16 protein-coding genes and 2 tRNA genes are annotated in these 19,499 nt (G+C 43.5%); 2 read left to right on the top strand and 16 right to left on the bottom strand.

Features of this window, described 5'->3' with window-relative positions:
* Nucleotides 1-13: 13 nt before the first annotated feature.
* Genes B5G00_RS01430 through B5G00_RS01415 form a run of 4 tightly spaced genes read right to left on the bottom strand, consistent with a single transcriptional unit; the run spans nucleotide 14 to nucleotide 5,986 of the window.
* Nucleotides 14-1,234 (bottom strand): transglutaminase domain-containing protein, encoded by a 1,221-nt coding sequence (locus B5G00_RS01430; protein ID WP_242971246.1) that lies wholly within the window; start codon nucleotides 1,232-1,234, stop codon nucleotides 14-16.
* A 14-nt stretch (nucleotides 1,235-1,248) separates the two neighbouring features.
* A complete protein-coding gene (locus B5G00_RS01425; RefSeq protein WP_087267360.1) occupies nucleotides 1,249-3,498 on the bottom strand; it encodes a DNA gyrase/topoisomerase IV subunit A in 2,250 nt (749 codons plus the stop codon).
* A 10-nt stretch (nucleotides 3,499-3,508) separates the two neighbouring features.
* Nucleotides 3,509-5,431 (bottom strand): DNA gyrase/topoisomerase IV subunit B, encoded by a 1,923-nt coding sequence (locus B5G00_RS01420; RefSeq protein WP_087267357.1) that lies wholly within the window; start codon nucleotides 5,429-5,431, stop codon nucleotides 3,509-3,511.
* Between the two features lie 18 nt (nucleotides 5,432-5,449).
* Nucleotides 5,450-5,986: a phosphatase PAP2 family protein gene (locus B5G00_RS01415; RefSeq protein ID WP_087267352.1), complete on the bottom strand. Its 537-nt coding sequence runs from the start codon at nucleotides 5,984-5,986 to the stop codon at nucleotides 5,450-5,452.
* A 215-nt stretch (nucleotides 5,987-6,201) separates the two neighbouring features.
* On the opposite strand from B5G00_RS01415, the gene B5G00_RS01410 reads away from it, so the two are divergent.
* A tRNA-Glu gene (locus tag B5G00_RS01410) sits at nucleotides 6,202-6,273 on the top strand.
* Nucleotides 6,274-6,377: 104 nt separating this feature from the next.
* Nucleotides 6,378-7,232: a PHP domain-containing protein gene (locus B5G00_RS01405; protein ID WP_087267349.1), complete on the top strand. Its 855-nt coding sequence runs from the start codon at nucleotides 6,378-6,380 to the stop codon at nucleotides 7,230-7,232.
* 82 nt (nucleotides 7,233-7,314) lie between these two features.
* On the opposite strand, the gene B5G00_RS01400 is transcribed toward B5G00_RS01405, so the two are convergent.
* The 12 genes from B5G00_RS01400 to B5G00_RS01345 all read right to left on the bottom strand — a co-directional run bounded on the left by B5G00_RS01400 (nucleotide 7,315) and on the right by B5G00_RS01345 (nucleotide 19,342).
* The gene (locus B5G00_RS01400) at nucleotides 7,315-9,453 is read right to left on the bottom strand and encodes an RNA degradosome polyphosphate kinase (RefSeq protein WP_087267346.1); all 2,139 of its coding nucleotides are present in this window, start codon (nucleotides 9,451-9,453) and stop codon (nucleotides 7,315-7,317) included.
* A gap of 12 nt (nucleotides 9,454-9,465) precedes the next feature.
* On the bottom strand, nucleotides 9,466-11,010 hold the full coding sequence (locus B5G00_RS01395; protein ID WP_087267666.1) for a Ppx/GppA phosphatase family protein: 1,545 nt from the start codon (nucleotides 11,008-11,010) through the stop codon (nucleotides 9,466-9,468).
* 37 nt (nucleotides 11,011-11,047) lie between these two features.
* Nucleotides 11,048-11,944: a patatin-like phospholipase family protein gene (locus tag B5G00_RS01390; protein WP_087267343.1), complete on the bottom strand. Its 897-nt coding sequence runs from the start codon at nucleotides 11,942-11,944 to the stop codon at nucleotides 11,048-11,050.
* A gap of 226 nt (nucleotides 11,945-12,170) precedes the next feature.
* Complete coding sequence (locus B5G00_RS01385; protein WP_087267340.1) at nucleotides 12,171-12,416, bottom strand: hypothetical protein; 246 nt, start codon at nucleotides 12,414-12,416, stop codon at nucleotides 12,171-12,173.
* Between the two features lie 84 nt (nucleotides 12,417-12,500).
* Nucleotides 12,501-13,151, bottom strand: a complete 651-nt coding sequence (locus tag B5G00_RS01380; protein ID WP_087267337.1) for an SdpI family protein — start codon at nucleotides 13,149-13,151, stop codon at nucleotides 12,501-12,503.
* Between the two features lies 1 nt (nucleotide 13,152).
* Nucleotides 13,153-13,419, bottom strand: a complete 267-nt coding sequence (locus tag B5G00_RS01375) for an autorepressor SdpR family transcription factor (RefSeq protein WP_087267334.1) — start codon at nucleotides 13,417-13,419, stop codon at nucleotides 13,153-13,155.
* 224 nt (nucleotides 13,420-13,643) lie between these two features.
* A tRNA-Leu gene (locus tag B5G00_RS01370) sits at nucleotides 13,644-13,726 on the bottom strand.
* A gap of 116 nt (nucleotides 13,727-13,842) precedes the next feature.
* A complete protein-coding gene (locus B5G00_RS01365) occupies nucleotides 13,843-15,120 on the bottom strand; it encodes a diaminopimelate decarboxylase family protein (RefSeq protein WP_087267331.1) in 1,278 nt (425 codons plus the stop codon).
* Nucleotides 15,121-15,248: 128 nt separating this feature from the next.
* A complete protein-coding gene (locus tag B5G00_RS01360) occupies nucleotides 15,249-15,914 on the bottom strand; it encodes an HAD family hydrolase (RefSeq protein WP_087267663.1) in 666 nt (221 codons plus the stop codon).
* A 123-nt stretch (nucleotides 15,915-16,037) separates the two neighbouring features.
* Nucleotides 16,038-17,474, bottom strand: a complete 1,437-nt coding sequence (gene pyk, locus B5G00_RS01355) for a pyruvate kinase (protein WP_087267325.1) — start codon at nucleotides 17,472-17,474, stop codon at nucleotides 16,038-16,040.
* A 52-nt stretch (nucleotides 17,475-17,526) separates the two neighbouring features.
* Nucleotides 17,527-18,369, bottom strand: a complete 843-nt coding sequence (locus tag B5G00_RS01350; RefSeq protein WP_087267323.1) for a hypothetical protein — start codon at nucleotides 18,367-18,369, stop codon at nucleotides 17,527-17,529.
* A gap of 31 nt (nucleotides 18,370-18,400) precedes the next feature.
* Entirely contained in the window at nucleotides 18,401-19,342 is a 942-nt protein-coding gene (locus tag B5G00_RS01345) for a magnesium transporter CorA family protein (protein WP_087267320.1), read from the bottom strand.
* Nucleotides 19,343-19,499 lie beyond the last annotated feature (157 nt).

Here is a 19,499-nt window from a genome sequence, read left to right as displayed (position 1 = left end):
TATTCTTCCCTTTTTACTGCCACAAAATAATGATCAGGCAGTCGCTCCCTCCATAATAGGTCTGCCAGGAAAAAGACTGCCCTGGAGCCACTGCAGTACTGTTCTGCACCGCCTCTTGGATGAGGCTTCCCTGGACCAGCTCCTGAACAGCCAGGTCATAGTTGTCCTGACTGGCAAACCGCAGTTCTGTCATCTCAGCTCCCTGAGCCAGATCGTTTTGTATCACCTGATAAATCTGGTTCCAGTCGTAGGTCTCATACCAGCGTCCCTTATTTTTGTAATAATTATAACTGTCATCCTGGCAGGGAGGCAGAGGAATGGTATCATCCGGCGTATGAGTGGGAGCTATGGTATCCCAGTTGCAGCACAGATAGCTGTATGAAATATAAGCATCATTCTCTACAGGATTCAGATATCCCGGGTTGCCCCAGGTCACGTCCATATAATAATACTGCTCCCCTATCCTGACCAGATTCCAGGCATGGCTGGAAGGCCTATCTCCCGTTACCGTGCCTGTGACCAGTGTACAAAAGATCCCCATTCTGTTCAGCAGATACTGAGCAGCTTTGGAATACCCCATGCACACTGTCTTCCCTTCCAGAAAAACACTGCGTATATTCTGATTCTGAGAACTGTTTTCCTCATAAGCCACCTGATCGATAAGGGTTTCATATACATATTTAATCTTATCATAAGTATCACCTTGAGGAGCCGCTGCGATCCACTGATCTGCCTTTGCCTCTATCTGCTCCCGCAGAGAACTGGCCTCCTGGCTGTCCACCTGGTATTCCGGCTGTATCTCCATGTTCTGAACACCCCCTCCGGGAAGTTCCTGGTAAGTATAGCTGCTGGTGCCGTCAGTCCAGAAATATTCCGGGTGGTCTGCCATTAATACCCTCATCACTTTTTCCAGTTGTTCCTGGGAAATAGAGTCCACCGGAATCTTCTCCTGAAAATTCTCGATTCCTGCTGCAAGCTGACGGTATACTGTCTGTTCCTCTCCATTCAGAGTACTGTATCCATAATAATAGGCTGACTGTTCCTCTGTGATCTCACGTTCTGGAATTTCTGCTGTTTCTTCTTCCTCTGGTTCTTCCTGAGAGCTCAGTGTGTTTTGGACGGTTTCCCGGAAAAGATCCACCGATTCTTCCAATTCCTGAGAACTGCATCCCCATAGGCTGGTAAATATAGCTGTACTCAGCACACAAGCTAATATTTTTTTCTTAATCTTCAACACCTCTTCCGCCTTTAGATTCTTACCTTGGTTCCCTTGGTATCCCTTTTTGCCAGCTTCAGTTTATTCAGTGTCATCTGCTTTTCTCTATAGGTAATCGTATGTTCAATCCTGTTTTCCAGCATATAGGCATGTTCTACCAGATCTTTTTCTCCCATTCGGATTCCCCGGACGCCCATGGCATTTTTCTTCTGTACCGGTATTTCCTCTTTCAGGAATTTCAGAAAATAGCCCTCTCTGGTCTGAAGCACCAGATGTTCCATAGCTCCGGCTGGCTGTACCATAACGATTCTGTCCTCTTCTCCCAGTTTTGTAGCTCCTATGGTTCTCTTAGAGACAGCAAATTCACTGCCCTCCACCTGTTTCACCATGCCTTTTTGGGTAACAAAGCATAGCATTTCTTCCTTTACTTGGGACAGAGAGACCACTAAAACGATCTGCTCTGTCTTGCTGTCATAGTTGCTCACATTGTCAACAGGCGTTCCCTTATCCCGAAATTTCCCATAGGGCAGGTCCATAACCTTTACCAGATGCATCCTTCCTGCGTCTGTGAACACACAGATCTTATCTGTATTCATACAGGTAAATACATATTTATTCTCTGCATCTGCCGTCTCTTTATTCCTCTCATAAACCGAGGTGTCCACAGTCTTGGCGTAGCCGAACCGGTCCATGAGAAAGACTACCGGAGCTTCTTCAATCTTCTTTTCCTCATAGACAACTTCTTCTGCATTTTCCACGGCGGTCTTTCTGGGTGCCGCATATTCCTTTTTGATTTTTTTCAGATCATCCATGATCACTGAAGCCATAGAATCATAATTATTCAAAATATCCTCATAAGCAGCGATTTTCTTCAGGGTTTCTTCATGCTCTGCCATAAGGGTTTCTATTTCCAGGCCGATGAGCTTATACAGACGCATATCCAGGATTGCTCCAGCCTGACGCTCTGTAAAACGAAGTTTTGCCGCCTGTCTCATACTGGTCTTTGTTTTGAATTTAATTCCTTCTGTAACTCCATTTACCAGGCAGTTTTTCACCTGTTCACGGCTCTTGCTGCCTCTGAGGATTTCAATGATCAGGTCGATAACATCGCAGGCCTGGATCAGACCTTCCTGGATCTCCTGATTTTCTTTCTCCTTTTTCAGCAGGCTGGTATACTTCCTGGTAGCCACTTCAAACTGGAAATCCACATGATGCTCAATGATCTGCCGAAGCCCCAGGGTTTCCGGCCTCTGCTCTGCCACTGCCAGCATATTCACTCCGAAAGTGTCTTCCAGACGGGTCTTTTTATAAAGCATATTTTTCAGGTTTTCCACATCTGCGCCTTTTTTCAGTTCCAGGACAATGCGTATCCCTTCTTTGGAAGACTGGTTGGAAATATCTACAATATCTGTAGTCTTCTTCGTCTCCACCAGAGCCGCCACATCATTCAGGAATTTTCCTATATTGGCGCCGATCATCGTATAAGGGATTTCTGAGATTACCAGAAGCGTCTTCCCGTTTTTTCCTTTTTCCGTCTCTACTTTTCCCCGGATTTTAATCTTGCCGGTTCCCGACTCATAAATAGCAGGAAGGTCATCTTTATTTACGATAATCCCTCCAGTGGGAAAATCAGGGCCTTTTATATATTTCATCAGTTCTTTTGTAGTGATCTGATTATTTTTCATATAGGCAATAACACCGTCGATCACCTCTCCCAGGTTGTGGGGAGGAATACTGGTTGCCATACCCACGGCAATTCCATCGGCGCCGTTTACAAGAATGTTTGGGATCCGCACCGGCAGCACTTCCGGTTCCTTCTCCGTCTCATCGAAATTAGGGACAAAGTCCACCACATTCTTGTCCATGTCTTTTAAATATACTTCCTGGGTGATCTTCTGGAGACGGGCCTCTGTATAACGCATAGCCGCCGCCCCATCTCCCTCAATGGAGCCAAAGTTTCCATGACCGTCCACCAGAGGCAATCCCTTTTTAAAATCCTGGGCCATGACTACCAGGGCCTCATAAATGGAACTATCACCATGAGGATGGTATTTACCCATAGTATCTCCTACAATACGGGCACATTTTCTATAGGGCCTGTCATAGCGGATCCCCAATTCATACATATCGTACAGAGTTCTTCTCTGCACCGGTTTCAGTCCGTCTCTCACATCAGGAAGAGCACGGGCAATAATAACACTCATTGCATAATCAATATAAGACTTCTGCATGATCTCCGAATATTCTGTCCGGATAATATTTTCATGAATACCTGCCGCCATACTCTACCTCCTAAACATCTAATTCTGCATCTCTAGCGTGTTCATAGATAAATGCCTTTCTGGGCGGTACCTCTGTTCCCATAAGCACTTCTGTTACCTCTGAAGCCATACGGGCATCCTCAATTTCCACCAGGCGCAGCCTGCGGGTCACAGGATTTAAAGTAGTTTCCCATAGCTGCTGGGCGTCCATTTCTCCCAGACCTTTGTATCTCTGGAGTGTAAAAGGGCCTTTATGGGTCTTTCTGTACCGCTCCAGGGCTTTGTCGTCATAAAGATACTCCTCTTCTCCTTTAGAAGGCATGGCTTTATACAAAGGCGGCATGGCAATATATACATGTCCTTCATAGATAAGCTCCGGCATAAAACGATAAAAAAGGGTCAGCAGAAGTGTAGAGATATGGGCACCGTCTACATCCGCATCTGCCATAATGATGATCTTATCATAGCGGAGTTTGGTAATGTCAAAATCATTTCCATAGCCTTCAGAGAATCCACAGCCAAACGCATTGATCATAGTCTTAATTTCTGCATTGGCAAGCACTTTATCAATAGTTGCCTTTTCCACGTTCAGGATTTTTCCCCTGATAGGAAGGATTGCCTGGAAGCTCCTGTCTCTGGCAGTCTTGGCACTGCCTCCTGCAGAATCTCCCTCCACAATAAAGATTTCACAGACATCAGGATCCCTTTTCTCACAGTTTGCCAGCTTTCCATTGGAATCAAAAGAATATTTCTGTTTTGTAAGAAGGTTTGTCTTGGCCTTCTCTTCGGTTTTCCGGATTTTTGCAGATTTTTCTGCACAGGCCAGGATATTTTTCAGCACTTCCAGATTCCTGTCAAAGTATAGAACAATTTCCTCTCCGGTAACCTTTCCCGTAGCCTTAGATGCATCCTGATTATCCAGCTTTGTCTTAGTCTGCCCTTCAAATCTGGGAGCCGGGTGCTTAATGGAAACTACGGCAGTCATTCCGTTCCTGATATCCGCCCCTGTAAAGTTCGCATCCTTCTCCTTCAGGATACCCAGTTCTCTGGCGTAACTGTTCATTACTGTAGTAAAAGTGGTCTTAAAGCCCGTAAGGTGGGTTCCTCCTTCTGCATTATAAATATTGTTGCAGAATCCCAGTACATTCTCACGGAACTCATTGACATATTGAAAAGCCGCCTCCACAGTAATCCCGTCGCACTCTCCTTTAAAATATACCGGTTCATGGATAGGCTGGCTTTTTTTATTCAAGTCTCTGATAAATCCCACGATCCCTTCAGGCTCGTGATAAACGATTTCCTCCGGTTCCTCTCCCCGGTTGTCCTGAAACAGAATCGTCAGCTCCGGATTCAGATAGGCGGTTTCATGGAGCCTGCTCTTAACCTCTGCTGCTGCAAATCTGGTCTTCTCAAAAATTTCCGGGTCAGGCAGAAAATTTACCAGAGTCCCTGTATTTTTTGTTCTTCCTAATTTAGGGAGAAGTCCGTCTTCCAACTGGATCACAGGGACTCCTCTCTCATACCGGTCATGATGGACATAGCCATCCCGGCTGATCTTTACATCCAGATATGTGGACAGGGCGTTTACCACCGAAGAGCCTACTCCATGGAGACCTCCGCTGGTCTTATAAACCTCTCCGTCAAATTTTCCGCCTGCATGAAGAGTGGTAAACACCAACCGCTCTGCAGACATTCCTTTTTCATGCATGCCTACAGGGATTCCCCTTCCGTTATCCTCCACTGTAGCCGAACCGTCTGGCTCCAGAGTCACACGGATATTGCTGCAGTAGCCGGCCAGATGCTCATCCACTGCATTGTCTACGATTTCATATATTAAATGGTTCAGACCCTTGCGGGAAACACTTCCGATATACATTCCCGGACGCTTGCGCACTGCTTCCAGGCCTTCCAGCACAGTAATACTGCTGGCATCATAAGTATTCTTCTTAGCCATTTCCAGATTCCTTCCTTCCTATAAATAATCCCTGTCTGCCTGTGAACTTTGAATCTTTCTTACAAGCAAAGCTGCCAGAAAGCCGCAGACAAGTCCTAACCCTGCCCCTGCCAATACATCTGTAGGAAAATGTACATAAAAATATAACCGGGATATCCCCATCAGCACTGCCAGAAAAACCGCCCAGATACCAAACCTATGTCCCATAAAGAGCAAGGCCCCTGCTGCCGCAAAAGATGCCATGGTATGCCCAGAAGGAAAAGAAAAATCCTCAGGCACTCTTATAAGCATCTCCACAGAATCATTAATCCAGCATGGTCTGGGTCTGGCCACCAAAGGCTTAAGGATCCGATTTGCCAGGACAAAATCAAAAACCAGGGCGATCAGCACAGCGGCTCCCGAAGCCCTGTATTTCTTCATCAAAAAAAGCAGGAGTCCCAGCAGTATCCAGAACCAGCCTGCCTCCCCCAAAAATGTAACAAAGGACATGAGGCTGTTCAGGACAGGTGAGTGTATACTTTGCAGGAAGTCTAAAATTTCAAATTCCCATTCCATAAATCCTTTTCCTCCAAACAGACTTCAGCAATTTCATTATGTCTTTCTTGACAGGTCTTATGTATCATATCTCATTTTTTCCTGATTTTCAAACCCTTTCTGCATTTCCAATATTATCAAACATATGTTCGATTTTGTCAAGAAAAAATTTTTTTCGATTTTTTTCAAAATATGTGTTGACTTTTAATGGAGAATCATGTATTATAATCAAGCACGGTTCGTTGGTCAAGCGGTTAAGACGCCGCCCTCTCACGGCGGAAACACGGGTTCGATTCCCGTACGAACTGCTCTTCGGGAAATACTTGAAAAAGTATTTCCCTTTTTTCATTATAAAAAAGCAGGAGTCAGACTTTGGCAGCCTGCATATATTTCATTTTTCGGGGAGGTTATTATGGAAAAATATATTGATCTGCATGTTCATTCCTCTGCTTCAGATGGGACTCTCACTCCTTCACAGGTAGTTGCCCTGGCTGAAGAAAAAAAGCTGAAGGCCTTTGCGCTGACAGACCATGATACTACCGCAGGGCTGGAGGAAGCGCTTTTGGCAGCTGAAGATACTTCTGTAGAAGTCATTCCCGGCATTGAGCTGTCTACTACCTGGCTGGGCAGGGACGTTCATATTGTAGGACTGGATATTGATTATAAAAATTATTATTTTCAGGAAACTCTCTCCCGCTTTCAGGATTCCAGAGAAATTCGAAACGAAAAAATCATGGATCTTCTCCGGAAAGAGGGCATTTCTATTACCAGAGAAGCTATGGAAGAGTCCTTTCCTGACAGTGTATGGACCAGGGCTCATTTCGCCAGATATCTGCTGGACCGGGGATTCGTAGGTTCCATAAACGAAGCATTTGACCGTTATCTTGGGGATCATTCCAAATGCTACGTCCCCCGTGAAAAAGTCACACCTTTCCAGGCCGTTCAGCTTATCCACGAAGGAGGGGGCATTGCAGTCTTTGCCCATCCTATCCTCTGCCGCCTGGACAAAGACCGCCTGGAAAGTCTGACTGCGGAATTAAAACAGGCTGGCCTGGACGGCATCGAAGCCTACTATTCCACCTATCGCCATTCTGATGAACAAACGGTAATCCAGATTGCAAAAAGGCAGGGGCTGGCTCTGTCCGGCGGCAGCGATTTTCATGGCAGCAATAAACCTCAGATTGAGCTTGGCACAGGAAAAGGCAATCTGAAAATTCCTTATCAACTTCTGGAAAATCTTCGCCGCCGCAATACGCAAAGACGGTAGGATAACCTATAAAAAGAAGACGCTCCTTCTCTGGTCAGCCCTTTTGAAGGATTCTGACTCCTGAGAAAAAGCGTCTTTTTCTTTATACCTCTTCTGGTGCCTCAGCCGGTATAAAAATACGGTCATGGCCGGAACCTGTCTTTGTTTCTGCTATTTTGTGGGCCTCTTCACAAAAATATTCCTGAGAATTCACAAGCTGTTTTCCTCTCTTGTCAATCTTTTCATATGTACCGTCAGGCTGTAAGATATGGGCCTTCACATTATCCGCAAGCTGGATGTGAAGGATATGTTTTATCTCTTCTTTCAACCGGGGATCCTCTACAGGGAACACGATTTCCACACGTTTATCCAGATTTCTGGGCATCCAGTCTGCACTGCCCATAAACAACTGCTCCTTGCCGTCGCTGTAGAAATAAAAGATTCTGCTGTGTTCCAGAAAATTTCCAACAATAGAGCGGACTGTAATATTCTCACTGACTCCCGGTATTCCCACTTTCAGACAGCAGATTCCCCTGATGATCAAATCAATCTTAACGCCTGCTGCACTTGCTGCATATAAAGCTGCAATAATATCCCTGTCACAAAGAGAGTTCATCTTCGCTACAATCCTGGCCTCTTTTCCTTCCAGCGCTCTTCTCTGCTCCATTTCAATCAGATGAAGAAATCGGTCTCTCATCCAGATAGGCGCTACCACCAGTTTATTCCAGCTCTTTGGCTCTGAATAGCCAGACAGCATATTAAATACCGCTGTGGCATCTTCGCCGATTTTTGCTGAACATGTCAGGATACCACAGTCTGTATACTGCTTTGCAGTAGAGTCATTGTAGTTTCCTGTTCCAAGGTGAACATATCTGCGGATTCCCTCTTCTTCCTTCCGTACTACCAGAGTAATCTTGCTGTGGGTCTTCAGGCCCAGCAGTCCATAGATAACATGGCATCCTGCTTTCTCCAGTTTCTTGGCCCAGACAATATTATTTTCCTCATCAAATCTGGCCTTCAGCTCCACCAGAACAGTAACCTGCTTTCCATTTTCCGCTGCCTGAGCAAGAGCTGCGATAATCGGAGAATTTCCGCTGACACGGTAAAGCGTTTGTTTGATAGCCAGCACTTCAGGATCTCTGGAAGCCTGACGTACAAAATCTACCACCGGGTCAAAACTCATATAAGGATGGTGGAGAAGAATATCCTGCCTGCGGATCTGTGTGAAAATATCCTCATCTGTCATCATCTCTTTTACAGGGGCCGGTACATAAGGCTCCACTTTCAGATCATCAAATCCTTCCAGCTTATACATCTTCATTAGGAATGTCAGATCCAGAGGACCATTAATATAATGGATATCCTCCTCCTTCATGTCAAATTCTATCTTTAAGATTCTAAGCAGTCTGGGATCCATCTTCTCTTCAACATCCAGACGGATTACTTCTCCCCACTGTCTTTTCTTCAGCTGTTTTTCAATCTCAGTAAGGAGATCTGCAGCCTCGTCTTCATCGATAGTCAGGTCCGCATTTCTGATAATTCTGTAAGGGCAGGCACAGACCACAGGATTACTCAGAAACAGCTTTCCGATATTTCTCTCTATAATCTCTTCAAGAAGAACTACCGTAGTTTTGTCTTTTTTATCTCCCGGTATCTCAATGATCCTTGGCAGAACAGATGGTACCTGAACCGTAGCAAACTCCAGTTCTTCTTTTTCTTTCTTCCCTTTTTTGGCGATCAGCGCACCAATATTCAAAGTCTTATTCCGTATCAGAGGAAAGGGTCTGGCACTGTCCATAGCCATAGGCGTAAGAACCGGATAGACAGCCTCCTCAAAATAGCGGTCTACAAATTCCTTCTGCTCTTCACTGAAATCTTCATGTTTTTCCACTACCTTCACTCCCGCCTTTTTCAATGCAGGAATAAGAGATCGATTATAGGTATTATACTGCGCCTGGATCAGACTTTTTACCTCAGGCGCCAGAGCTTTCAGCTGCTCCTTTGGGGTCATGCCGGCAATATCCGGTTTGGTATATTTTGCATGGACCATATCTTTCAAAGATGCTACCCGGACCATGAAAAATTCGTCCAGGTTTGATGCCGTAATACTTAAAAATTTCAGTCTTTCAAATAAAGGAATGTTTTTATCTTTGGCCTCAGAAAGTACTCTCTCATTAAATCCCAGCCAGCTTATTTCTCTGTTCCGGTAATATTCCGGCTTTGTATATGCTTTAAAATCCATTGTCCCAGCCTCCTATTTCTGTTTCTTTCTCTTCAGCACCGGACGGATGCTGAATATTTCTTCAAAGAAATCTGCCGCCTCTGTAAGCAGCACCTTCTCAAGAGTCAGATCTGCTTTGGAAGTCACACGCATAATCAATTCCTGCTCTTTTACAGAAACCGTGATTTCTTCAATTTTCTGCTTATGGCTTCTGTCCAGCACATTTGCCACCCGCATAATCGCTGTCAGTTTTGCTACCTGCATATAGTCCTTTCTGTCGATCATTGCCTTAGAGTCTGCCTCATTATAATATTCAAATGGCAGTTTGATAAATCTGACCACATTGGCGATCAATTCTCTCTCTACATGAGAAAGGCCGATGATCTCCGTAGACATGATGATCTCATAGGCGCACTGGGAAGAGTTACTGGAACTGATAAAGTTGCCGCAGTCATGGAGAATAGCCGCAATCTGAAGAAGCAGCCGTTCTCTGGGGCCCATTCCATGTATCTTTTTCATTCCATCGAAAATGGCCAGTGCATTTTTCAGGACGCATTGGGTATGATTTTTCCCACTCATATACCTCTTTGCAATATTTTTAGCGGAAACAATAATATCATTTTCAAAATTATGCTTGCTCTTAATAAATTTATGCTTCTCTGCATAATCGTAAGAAATACCATCATTCAGCTGGGTTCCCGGCAGCCACATGGTCTGGGCTCCCAGTTCTTCTACAAATACCCGGTATATGATCATGGCAGGGATCAGGATTTCCGCATATTCTAAAGAAACATCAAGAGATACTGAAACTTCTTCCGGAGAATGGCTTATTACCCACTGATACTTCTCCATAAATGCCGTATATCCTACTGTACGGTTTTCCTTCATGCTCTGGGTATTCTCAAAAAGCTTATCCAGAAAAGAATCTCCCATAAGGATAATATTATCGATTTTCCGGTCTTTCAGATGCAGCTTTTTAAATCCGAGAATCTGATTATGTACCAGCTCCTCTACCATTTTTTCGTAATGAACAGTTTCTTTTTCTGCGGGATATAGGATTTCTCTTACACGGAGACTGCCCAGCATAAAACGCTGGGTTGTAAGCAGAGCATCCTTATCAAACAGAGAAATCTGCATATTTCCTCCGCCTACTTCGATAATTGCCGTGCCCTTCTGGATCATTTTTGTAAAAGATTCTTCCTTTGCAGCCACGGATTTATACCCAAAAAACCTCTGTTCCGAATTACTGAGTATCTCTACCCGGATCCCTGTCTTCTGATATACCTGCTCCAAAACAATCCAGACATTCTCCGCCTCCTGCAAAGTGCTGGTAGCGCAGGCTCTGTAGTTTTCTACCTGATAGCCTTCCATAATATGAGAAAAGTCCCTGAGAATATGACAAAGCTGTGTAGCCGTATCGAAAGTAATCTTTCCTTTCCCATAGGTGTCTCTTCCCAATTCGAGTCTCTGCCGCACCTCATCTATCTGGCGGATTCCTATTCTGGGGGACATTTCATATATGTCCATACATACGTTATAGGAACCTACATCAATAGCGGCAAATGTTGTAATTCCCATTACTTTTTTCTCCTCCTGTTTCTTCATTCTTTCTGGGTCAGCCCGGGGAACTGTTTCCCTCCTCGGACATTTCAGGACTGCCGAGAAATTCTTGCAGTTTCTCGTATTCTTTCTCCGCTGTACGGTATCCCTCCTGATAAAGAGCCTCCAGCTTTTCTCTGTCCTTTTCCACTCTTCCAATCTCTACTGGCTTTTCAGGACAGATAATAAATACATTTCCCTTCTCTTCCTCCTGATACAGGTAATCCAGTGTTTCGTTATAACGGATATGCCGATCTTTCATTCGTTCCACAAGTTTTGGAAATTCTTTCTGATATCGAAGCCGGATAAGAGGCATCGCCTTGTTCGGCCCCTTTCTATAGCTTCGGTCTCTTGTAAGAACAACCACTGTCTTTTCATTCCCCAGTTCCTGAGATTTTCTGACCGGTATGGAGTCCGAGACTCCTCCGTCCAGATAAGGCTTATTTTTAATCCAGACTGTTCTGGACAAAAGAGGAAGTGAACTGGATGCCCGGACATAATGGATTCCTTTATGCATGTCATCCAGCTTTTTATATTCTGCCTTTCCTGTATGGCAGTTAGTAACTACCGCATAAAAGTCTGTAGGATTCTTGTCATAGGCTTCATAGTCATAAGGATTTAATTCCTCAGGAATTTTCCTGTAGCACATATCCACGCCAAACATGTCTCCTGTCTTCACCAGGCTTTTAAAACTACAGTAGTTTTCATCATCTAAATAGTCTGTATTTGTCTCAAAACCTCTCCTTCTCTGTTTGGAAAGATAACTGCAGGCATGACAGGCTCCCGCCGATACGCCTATGCAGGTATGAAAAAAAATGTCCTTATCCAGAAAAAAATCCAGCACGCCGGCAGTAAAGGCCCCTCGCATGCCGCCTCCTTCCAGAACAAGACCTGTTTTACTGTACCAATTCATAAAGTCCCTTCTTTCTGTTCATTGTTTTTATTGTAACACGAAAATAGGAAGTAAAAAAGTTAAATCCATTTAAAAATCTTATCTTATGATTACCATTTTCCACTTAAAGTCTATCTTTCTCTCTTAAAAGCAAAAGGAGCAGTCGCATTAGTTCATATATCAAGAATAAACGGTATAAATATTCTCGATTTTGAATAATGCAACAGCTCCCTTGCTGTTTGTATAACTAACGATTCTTACTTTCTTGTTTTTGATTGTATATCTCTTTTAAATCTTCAACAGCCATCGCTGGGTCTAAGGTGTGAAATCCCAGATAACAGCTTCTCATCAACGGTCTGTCAGCCTGAGAATAAATCTGTCTGCTACTTTCACCAGTATAAAAATGCCAGTATCGGTACACATATCCCATCCAGTATACCTCCTCCTGGTCATAATTTTCTCCCAAACAGTTTTCTAAGTTCACTTCGTCCATCAAATTCTCCAGGATATATTCTTCCCCTGCCCATTGCATTCGGTCATATCAGTGATGAATACAACAACAGTATGGACATGTGAATCATATTCCTTTTTTAAATAACCAGAAAGAATACCCTACCGATATGGCAACACAGATAAGCAGGATGCCGATCATTGTAGTGAATATAAGCGTATCGCCCAGCCAGATACCTGCAACACCATCTAAGGCAACTAAAATGCCGCCTAAAATAAAAAGTTTTCCGCCTAATCGGTGTGTCCGGTACCAATTTTCTTCACTACATAATGTCCAAGGTAATTTGATACCGATTGTATAATTTTGTCGGAGCTTTGGCAAATAGTTGCCAAGAAGAATAAATAAAGTCCCCATCAAAATGGAAACTGCAGCCGAAATATTTACTTTTATTCCAAGTGCAATCAAATAGGTTATTCCATTCATTAAAATCGAGATAACGGGAACAATCCAGAATATCAACGTCATTGGTTTTTTATGAATATTTGTTTTTTTAGGATCGTTCAAAGTTAGAAAAACTGAAAAAAGATGTATGATTATCAAAATACATGGCAAAAAAAATACTGTTGATGCTTTACTGGACCATCCATTTGCCTGTCCATTTGCACCCCAGTGAGTCGCAATGGAATCTGGAAGTTTACTCCATAAAATCAGTCCGATCAAAATCGGCAGCCCCGTAAGAAATGTAGTTAAAATAATCGTTCTCCTATATTTTTTCATATCAAGTTTCTCCTTTCAAATCTGACAGCCATACCATAATTTCTTCCAGAACAGTCAGATTCAGCTCATAGAATATAAAATTCTTTTCTCGTTTTTCACGTATCAAATCTGCTTGCTTTAGAATCTTAAGATGATAGGAAACGGTTGCTTGAGTCATATCAAAATGCCGTGAAATATCCCCTGCCGAAAGACACCCGTCTTTCAGCATTTCAAGAATCCGTCTCCTTGCCGGATCTGATAATGCTTTAAAAGTTTCTGCAAATCCCAATCTACCACTCCCTCGTATAGATAATTCCTGATTGCAACTATTTAGAAATATTTCTAAATAATATATATACCTTTCAAATCCTTCTGTCAACAGTTATCACCAATACTTTTTGGCAATTTGAATGATTACTGTTCTTTTCTGTTCAACAATATTTAAATGTCCAGTAGTTTAGGATTTTGTGCAAGAAAAAAGCTCTCTAGCCAAAGGCTAAAGAGCTGAATTACTGCCGGCAGCGGGACTTGAACCCGCACGTGGTTGCCCACAACAGATTTTGAGTCTGCCTCGTCTGCCATTCCGACACGCCGGCATCTTTTGCTGAACCGATAGTTAGAATATCACAAATTCAGAAGAATTGCAAGTGTTTTCTGCAATTCTCCTGTAATCCCTAACAGTTCAGCTATAGAACTGTCCTCGTCTCTTTTCTTACTTATTGCAGTCCAGTTCCTTATAGATATCAAAGCAGTCAAAGGTGGCAAAGTAATCCTTTGGGGTCTCCGCTCTTCTGATAAGCTGAGCAGTTCCGTCTTCTTTCAGCAGGATTTCTGCGGATTTTAATTTGCCATTGTAGTTATATCCCATAGCAAAGCCATGAGCCCCTGTATCATGGATCACCAGAAGGTCTCCCATATCAATTTTCGGCAGCATTCTGTCCACTGCGAATTTATCATTGTTTTCACAGAGGGAACCGGTAATATCATATTTATGGTCGCAGGGCTGGTCTTCCTTGCCCATAACTGTGATATGATGGTAAGCTCCGTACATAGCCGGACGCATAAGGTTTACCGCACAGGCGTCTACTCCGATATATTCTTTATAGATATGTTTTTCATGGATTGCTTTTGTTACCAGGCAGCCGTAAGGTCCCATCATAAAACGGCCCAGCTCTGTATAGATAGCCACGTCTCCCATGCCTGCCGGAACCAGAACTTCCTCGTAAACTTTCCGGACGCCTTCGCCAATAGCCCGGATGTCATTTGGCTCCTGGTCAGGACGGTAAGGAATTCCCACACCGCCGGAAAGGTTGATAAAGCATACCTTAGCTCCTGTCTCTTTCTGAAGCTTTACTGCCAGTTCAAAGAGCTGTTTTGCCAGCATAGGATAATACTCGTTGGTCACAGTATTGCTGGCCAGGAAAGCATGGATGCCAAACTCCTCTGCTCCCTTTGCTTTCAGGATACGGAAAGCCTCAAAAAGCTGCTCCTGAGTCATTCCGTACTTGGCATCTCCCGGATTGTCCATGATGCCATTGCTGATCTCAAAGATTCCACCTGGATTAAAACGGCAGCTGATTCTCTTTGGAATAGTTCCGATGGCTTCTTCCAGGAAAGGAATGTGGGTAATATCATCCAGATTGATCGTCGCTCCCATCTCATAGGCGTACCGGAATTCTTCTGCCGGGGTATCGTTGGAAGAAAACATAATGTCTTCTCCTGTGCAGCCTATGGCCTTAGACAGCATCAATTCTGTATAAGAGGAGCAGTCACATCCGAATCCATACTCCCGAAGAATCTGAATCAGGAAAGGATTGGGCGTTGCTTTTACAGCAAAGTATTCTTTAAAACCTTTATTCCAGGAAAAAGCCTCCTTCATAGCCCTGGCATTTTCTCTTATGCCTTTTTCATCGTATAGGTGAAAGGGCGTAGGAAACTTTTTCACAATTTCATCTAACTGTTCTTTTGTCACAAATGGTTTCTTCTCCATGTTTGTTCTCCTTTTTCTATTTAATCTGTATCTCAGCAAAAGGCTTCTCTGCCTGATAAAATCCAGAATTCATTATACGGAAATATCCTTTGATTTTCAAGTCATTCCTGCAATTCTTTATTAACTTTTTAACGCATTGACGCAATCCAGTCTCGAACTTCCAGCAAAGAGTCCATTTTTCCGTCTAAAATATCTTCTACACAGGAGGAATCCTTTAAAAGATCCGGCACCATTACCGTGATCATTCCTGCCTGATGGGCAGAGCGGAGTCCATTGTAAGAATCCTCCAGGGCCAGAACTTTAGATGGAGACAGCTTCAGGCCCTGGCAGGCTTTTAAGTATATCTCCGGGTCCGGCTTTGCCCTGGAAACCATATTTCCGGTGATCACTGTCTGAAAATATTCCCTGATTCCCTCTTTCTTCAGATTGCCGACTGCGTGTTCCTGGCTGGAAGAGGTGGCCACTGCCATGGGAATCTGCTCTTTTCTCAGAAAATCCAGCAGTTCATGGAGGCCCTTTTTTGTAGGAAGTCCATTGGCCCGTACATATTCCTGAAAGACACTTCTGTACAATTCCTGAAATCTCTCAAAGGGAAAATTTCTCCCATATTTATTCTTAAAGTATTCCTCTCTGGTCTTTCTGTTAAGTCCTAACGTATGATAGATATGATCTCCCAAAGGTCCATAGCCCATCCTCTCTCCTGCAATATTCCAGGAGTACTGCACAATTCTTTCTGAATCAAACATCAGCCCGTCCATATCAAAGACAACGCCCAGTATCTCTCTTCTGTTCATATTTACTCTCCATTTCATTTCCTGCAGCCTCATTCTTCCCGTACTGCTCCCTGACAAATCGAAAAAAACCGCTGTACCGGAGTATTCAACTCTCTCAGACTGTACAGCGGCTCTTGGCTCTTATTAAACTACTTCCAAAACGTGAAGCATATTGGTGACTCTTCCCTCTGCTTTAGTATTATTGGTGGCAGGGTCTCCTGCAGTGATGACCACTGTCTGACCTTTTTTTACAAGGCGCTTTCTCTTAATGGTCTCCATTGCATTTACGATAATATTCTCTGTAGTATCTTTAATATAACCTTTCAGCGGAATAACTCCCCAGTATAACTGCATCTTATGCTGCACCATCTCATTAGGAGTTACTGCATAGATTGGCATGGAAGGACGGAAATTAGAAATCAGTCTGGCCGTCTTGCCGGACATAGTAGGAGTCACGATACATGCGGCGCCGATATTTCTGGCAGTACGCACAGAGGCAATACCAATAGCGGAAGAAATTTTGCTCTGCTCATACATGGTCCTGTGGTGAATATATTTTTCATAGTCCACATACTGCTCTGTATTCTCAGCAATCTCATTCATCATCTTCAAAGCTTCAATGGGATATTTGCCTGCTGCAGTCTCTCCGGAAAGCATAACTGCATCTGTACCGTCATAAATAGCATTTGCCACATCTGCTACTTCTGCTCTTGTAGGACGTGGATTACGGATCATAGAATCCAGCATCTGTGTAGCTGTGATAACCGGCACATAACGCTCATTGCATTTCTTTATGATCATCTTCTGGATGTGAGGTACTTCCTGAGCCGGGATCTCTACGCCCAAATCTCCCCTGGCTACCATGATACCGTCAGAAGCTTCAATGATTTCATCAATATTTTCCACACCTTCCGCATTCTCAATTTTGGCAATGATAGAAATATGCTCTGCGTGATTTTCCTTAAGAATTTTACGGATTTCTTTAACGCCTTTGGCGCTCCGGATAAAAGAGGCTGCAATAAAGTCAATGTCCTGCTGGATACCGAACAAAATATCGTCAATATCCTTTTCCGTAACAGCAGGAAGTTTTACCTTTACATTAGGCACATTTACACCTTTCCGCTCTCCAAGCTCTCCGCCGTTTTCCACGTGACAGACAATATTTCCGCTCTTGATCTGTTTTACCTTCAGTTCAATCAGACCGTCGTCAATAAGGATTCTGTCTCCCGGTTTTACGTCCTTAGCCAGGCCTGGATAAGTTACACAGCAGCCGGTTTCATTTCCGGTCATTTCTTCTGTATAGAGAATGAATTCACTGCCTTCCTTAAGAGTCACCTTTTTCCCGCCTTCCAAAAGCCCCGTGCGGATTTCCGGGCCTTTGGTATCCAGGAGGATTGCTACCGGACGGTCCAGCTCTTCTCTTACATTTTTCAGAAGATTCATACGCTCTCTCTGCTCTTCGTGGTCTCCATGGGAAAAATTAAACCTTGCCACATTCATTCCGTTTTTCACCAAAGATTTCATAACCGTTTTCTTATCTGTATTCGGTCCCATGGTGCAGATAATCTTAGTACTTCTCATCTCTTTTCTTCCTCCTATTTCTTTGATGTAAATATTTCTTCACATGTTACTGTCACTTTATATGCTGATGAGTAAAAAGGTGGTCCTGACAGTATTCATAATTTCCATTGCATTTTGAACAAAAGCGGAATTCCAGATCATCTCCGTCATTTTCTGTCCTGCCGCATACCGCGCATTTATGCTTGGTGATCCCTGGTGCCATTTTCGGGTGGACAGCTTTCTGAAACTTCTGCCTGCGATGTATCTCCTTTGGCGATATCCTGCTGAAATTCCTGGTAGCGAGAAAGAATATGATAAAGTTCAGCAGTGAAGCAATGATCACCGTCCGAACAGCCCAGTTTCCCCTTACAAGGTCATATAAAATATAGGCAGCATCCAGCCATGCAAGCCATTTTATCTTAATGGGTATGATCATCATAAACAAAACCTGCATATCCGGGTAGCTGAGGGCAAAGGCCAGGAAAATAGACAGATTAATATAATATGTGGAAAAAGCAGGCGCATAAAACATACTGGCAGGGCCCATAACGAAATAAAGGATAAAGGCTCCCAGCACTGTAAACAACATTCCGCTTAAGATATATACGTTATAACGAAAAGCCCCCCAGGTCCGTTCAAGAGAACTTCCTAAAGAATAATAGAACAGCAGCATGATCACCACAAACAAAATGTTAGAGCTTGAAGGTGGTATCAATATCCAGGATACCAGCCGCCAGATCTGAAAATGCAGAATATGATAGGGGCTGAGGTATAAATACCCCATCAGATTTACCCCTGTCAAGGCCTGCATATACATAAGAATATAGCCGATGATGTAACAGCCGATAATATATTTGGTAAGATTATGAATGGCAAATCTTCCAAACTTTCGTTCCATTTTATTTAAAAAATTCATTTTGTCTCCTCAATATTGCAAACTTCAGATTTCAGAATAAATCCTTTTTGGAGAAGATAAACGCGACGATCAGGCTTAAGACCAAAGACAGAACGATAACAATGGCAAATCCTGCAGGATTTCCCGCAAAAGGCATGCCGTTAGAGTCCAGGTTCATGCCATAGGCGCTGAATATCATAGTTGGTATAGACAACACAATGGTAACCGTAGCCAGAAATTTCATCACTATATTCAGGTTATTGGAGACAATAGAGGCAAAAGCATCGGTCATGCTGCTTAAAATGCCGCTGTAGATATTTGCCATCTCAATGGCCTGTTTATTCTCGATAATAACATCCTCCAAAAGGTCTGTATCATCAGGATACTGTTTAATACGTTCTACTCTGAGAAGTCTTTCCAGAACCATCTCATTGGACCTCAATGAAGTTGTGAAGTATACCAGCGACTTTTCCAGCTCCAACAGTTCAATAAGCTCTTCATTCCTTGTAGCCGCCTGAAGTTTTTCCTCCACTTCCTCACTTTTCTTGTCAATGATCCGCAGGTAATGAAGAAACATGCTGGCATTTTTATAAAGGATCTGAAGGATAAATCTGGTCTTCATATAGGTATAGAAATTCCGCACTCTTCCGTCCATAAATCTGCCCAGGACCGAAGTGTCTTCCAGACAAACAGTAATGATCACTTCATCTGTAACAATAATAGACAGAGGGATGGTGCCATACCAGTCCTTCTCTCCCCTTTCCTCCAAGATTGGAGTGTCAACGATGATCAGGGTATAGTCATCTTCTACTTCGATACGGGAACGTTCTTCTTCATCCAAAGGCGCCCTTAAATCGTCCACCTCAATGTGAAACTGATTGGAAACCTCAAAAATTTCTGTTGCGGTAGGATCTGTCAGTGCCAGCCAGCATCCTTCGCTGGCCTCCTCCACCTGATGGATTTTTCCATCTAATGTCTTAAAAATTCTAATCATGGTATCTCCCTTCAGCCCCTGCGCCATTCAGGCAGGGCAAAAGGGCCGGTGCCTGAATCCTCAGCAGGAAACGTATTCTGTTTTTTCTTTTATTTCATACTTTTCCACAGGACAACCAGGCCCGCCTTCCATAATTCTTGCACTTCCTTTTTTCTTA

It is taken from the genome of Blautia sp. An46, from assembly GCF_002161645.1.
Classification (GTDB): Bacteria; Bacillota; Clostridia; order Lachnospirales; family Lachnospiraceae; genus Blautia; species Blautia ornithocaccae.
This window is presented reverse-complemented; position numbering and strand designations above follow the sequence as displayed.

Bases quoted from the DNA above. Each gene is read 5' to 3' on its own strand.
- B5G00_RS01425 (WP_087267360.1), bottom strand. From the start codon at position 3,498: ATGGCGGCAGGTATTCATGAAAATATTATCCGGACAGAATATTCGGAG.
- B5G00_RS01420 (WP_087267357.1), bottom strand. From the start codon at position 5,431: ATGGCTAAGAAGAATACTTATGATGCCAGCAGTATTACTGTGCTGGAA.
- B5G00_RS01415 (WP_087267352.1), bottom strand. From the start codon at position 5,986: ATGGAATGGGAATTTGAAATTTTAGACTTCCTGCAAAGTATACACTCA.
- B5G00_RS01405 (WP_087267349.1), top strand. From the start codon at position 6,378: ATGGAAAAATATATTGATCTGCATGTTCATTCCTCTGCTTCAGATGGG.
- B5G00_RS01400 (WP_087267346.1), bottom strand. From the start codon at position 9,453: ATGGATTTTAAAGCATATACAAAGCCGGAATATTACCGGAACAGAGAA.
- B5G00_RS01395 (WP_087267666.1), bottom strand. From the start codon at position 11,010: ATGGGAATTACAACATTTGCCGCTATTGATGTAGGTTCCTATAACGTA.
- B5G00_RS01390 (WP_087267343.1), bottom strand. From the start codon at position 11,944: ATGAATTGGTACAGTAAAACAGGTCTTGTTCTGGAAGGAGGCGGCATG.
- B5G00_RS01385 (WP_087267340.1), bottom strand. From the start codon at position 12,416: ATGGACGAAGTGAACTTAGAAAACTGTTTGGGAGAAAATTATGACCAG.
- B5G00_RS01380 (WP_087267337.1), bottom strand. From the start codon at position 13,151: ATGAAAAAATATAGGAGAACGATTATTTTAACTACATTTCTTACGGGG.
- B5G00_RS01365 (WP_087267331.1), bottom strand. From the start codon at position 15,120: ATGGAGAAGAAACCATTTGTGACAAAAGAACAGTTAGATGAAATTGTG.
- B5G00_RS01360 (WP_087267663.1), bottom strand. From the start codon at position 15,914: ATGAACAGAAGAGAGATACTGGGCGTTGTCTTTGATATGGACGGGCTG.
- pyk (WP_087267325.1), bottom strand. From the start codon at position 17,474: ATGAGAAGTACTAAGATTATCTGCACCATGGGACCGAATACAGATAAG.
- B5G00_RS01350 (WP_087267323.1), bottom strand. From the start codon at position 18,369: ATGAATTTTTTAAATAAAATGGAACGAAAGTTTGGAAGATTTGCCATT.
- B5G00_RS01345 (WP_087267320.1), bottom strand. From the start codon at position 19,342: ATGATTAGAATTTTTAAGACATTAGATGGAAAAATCCATCAGGTGGAG.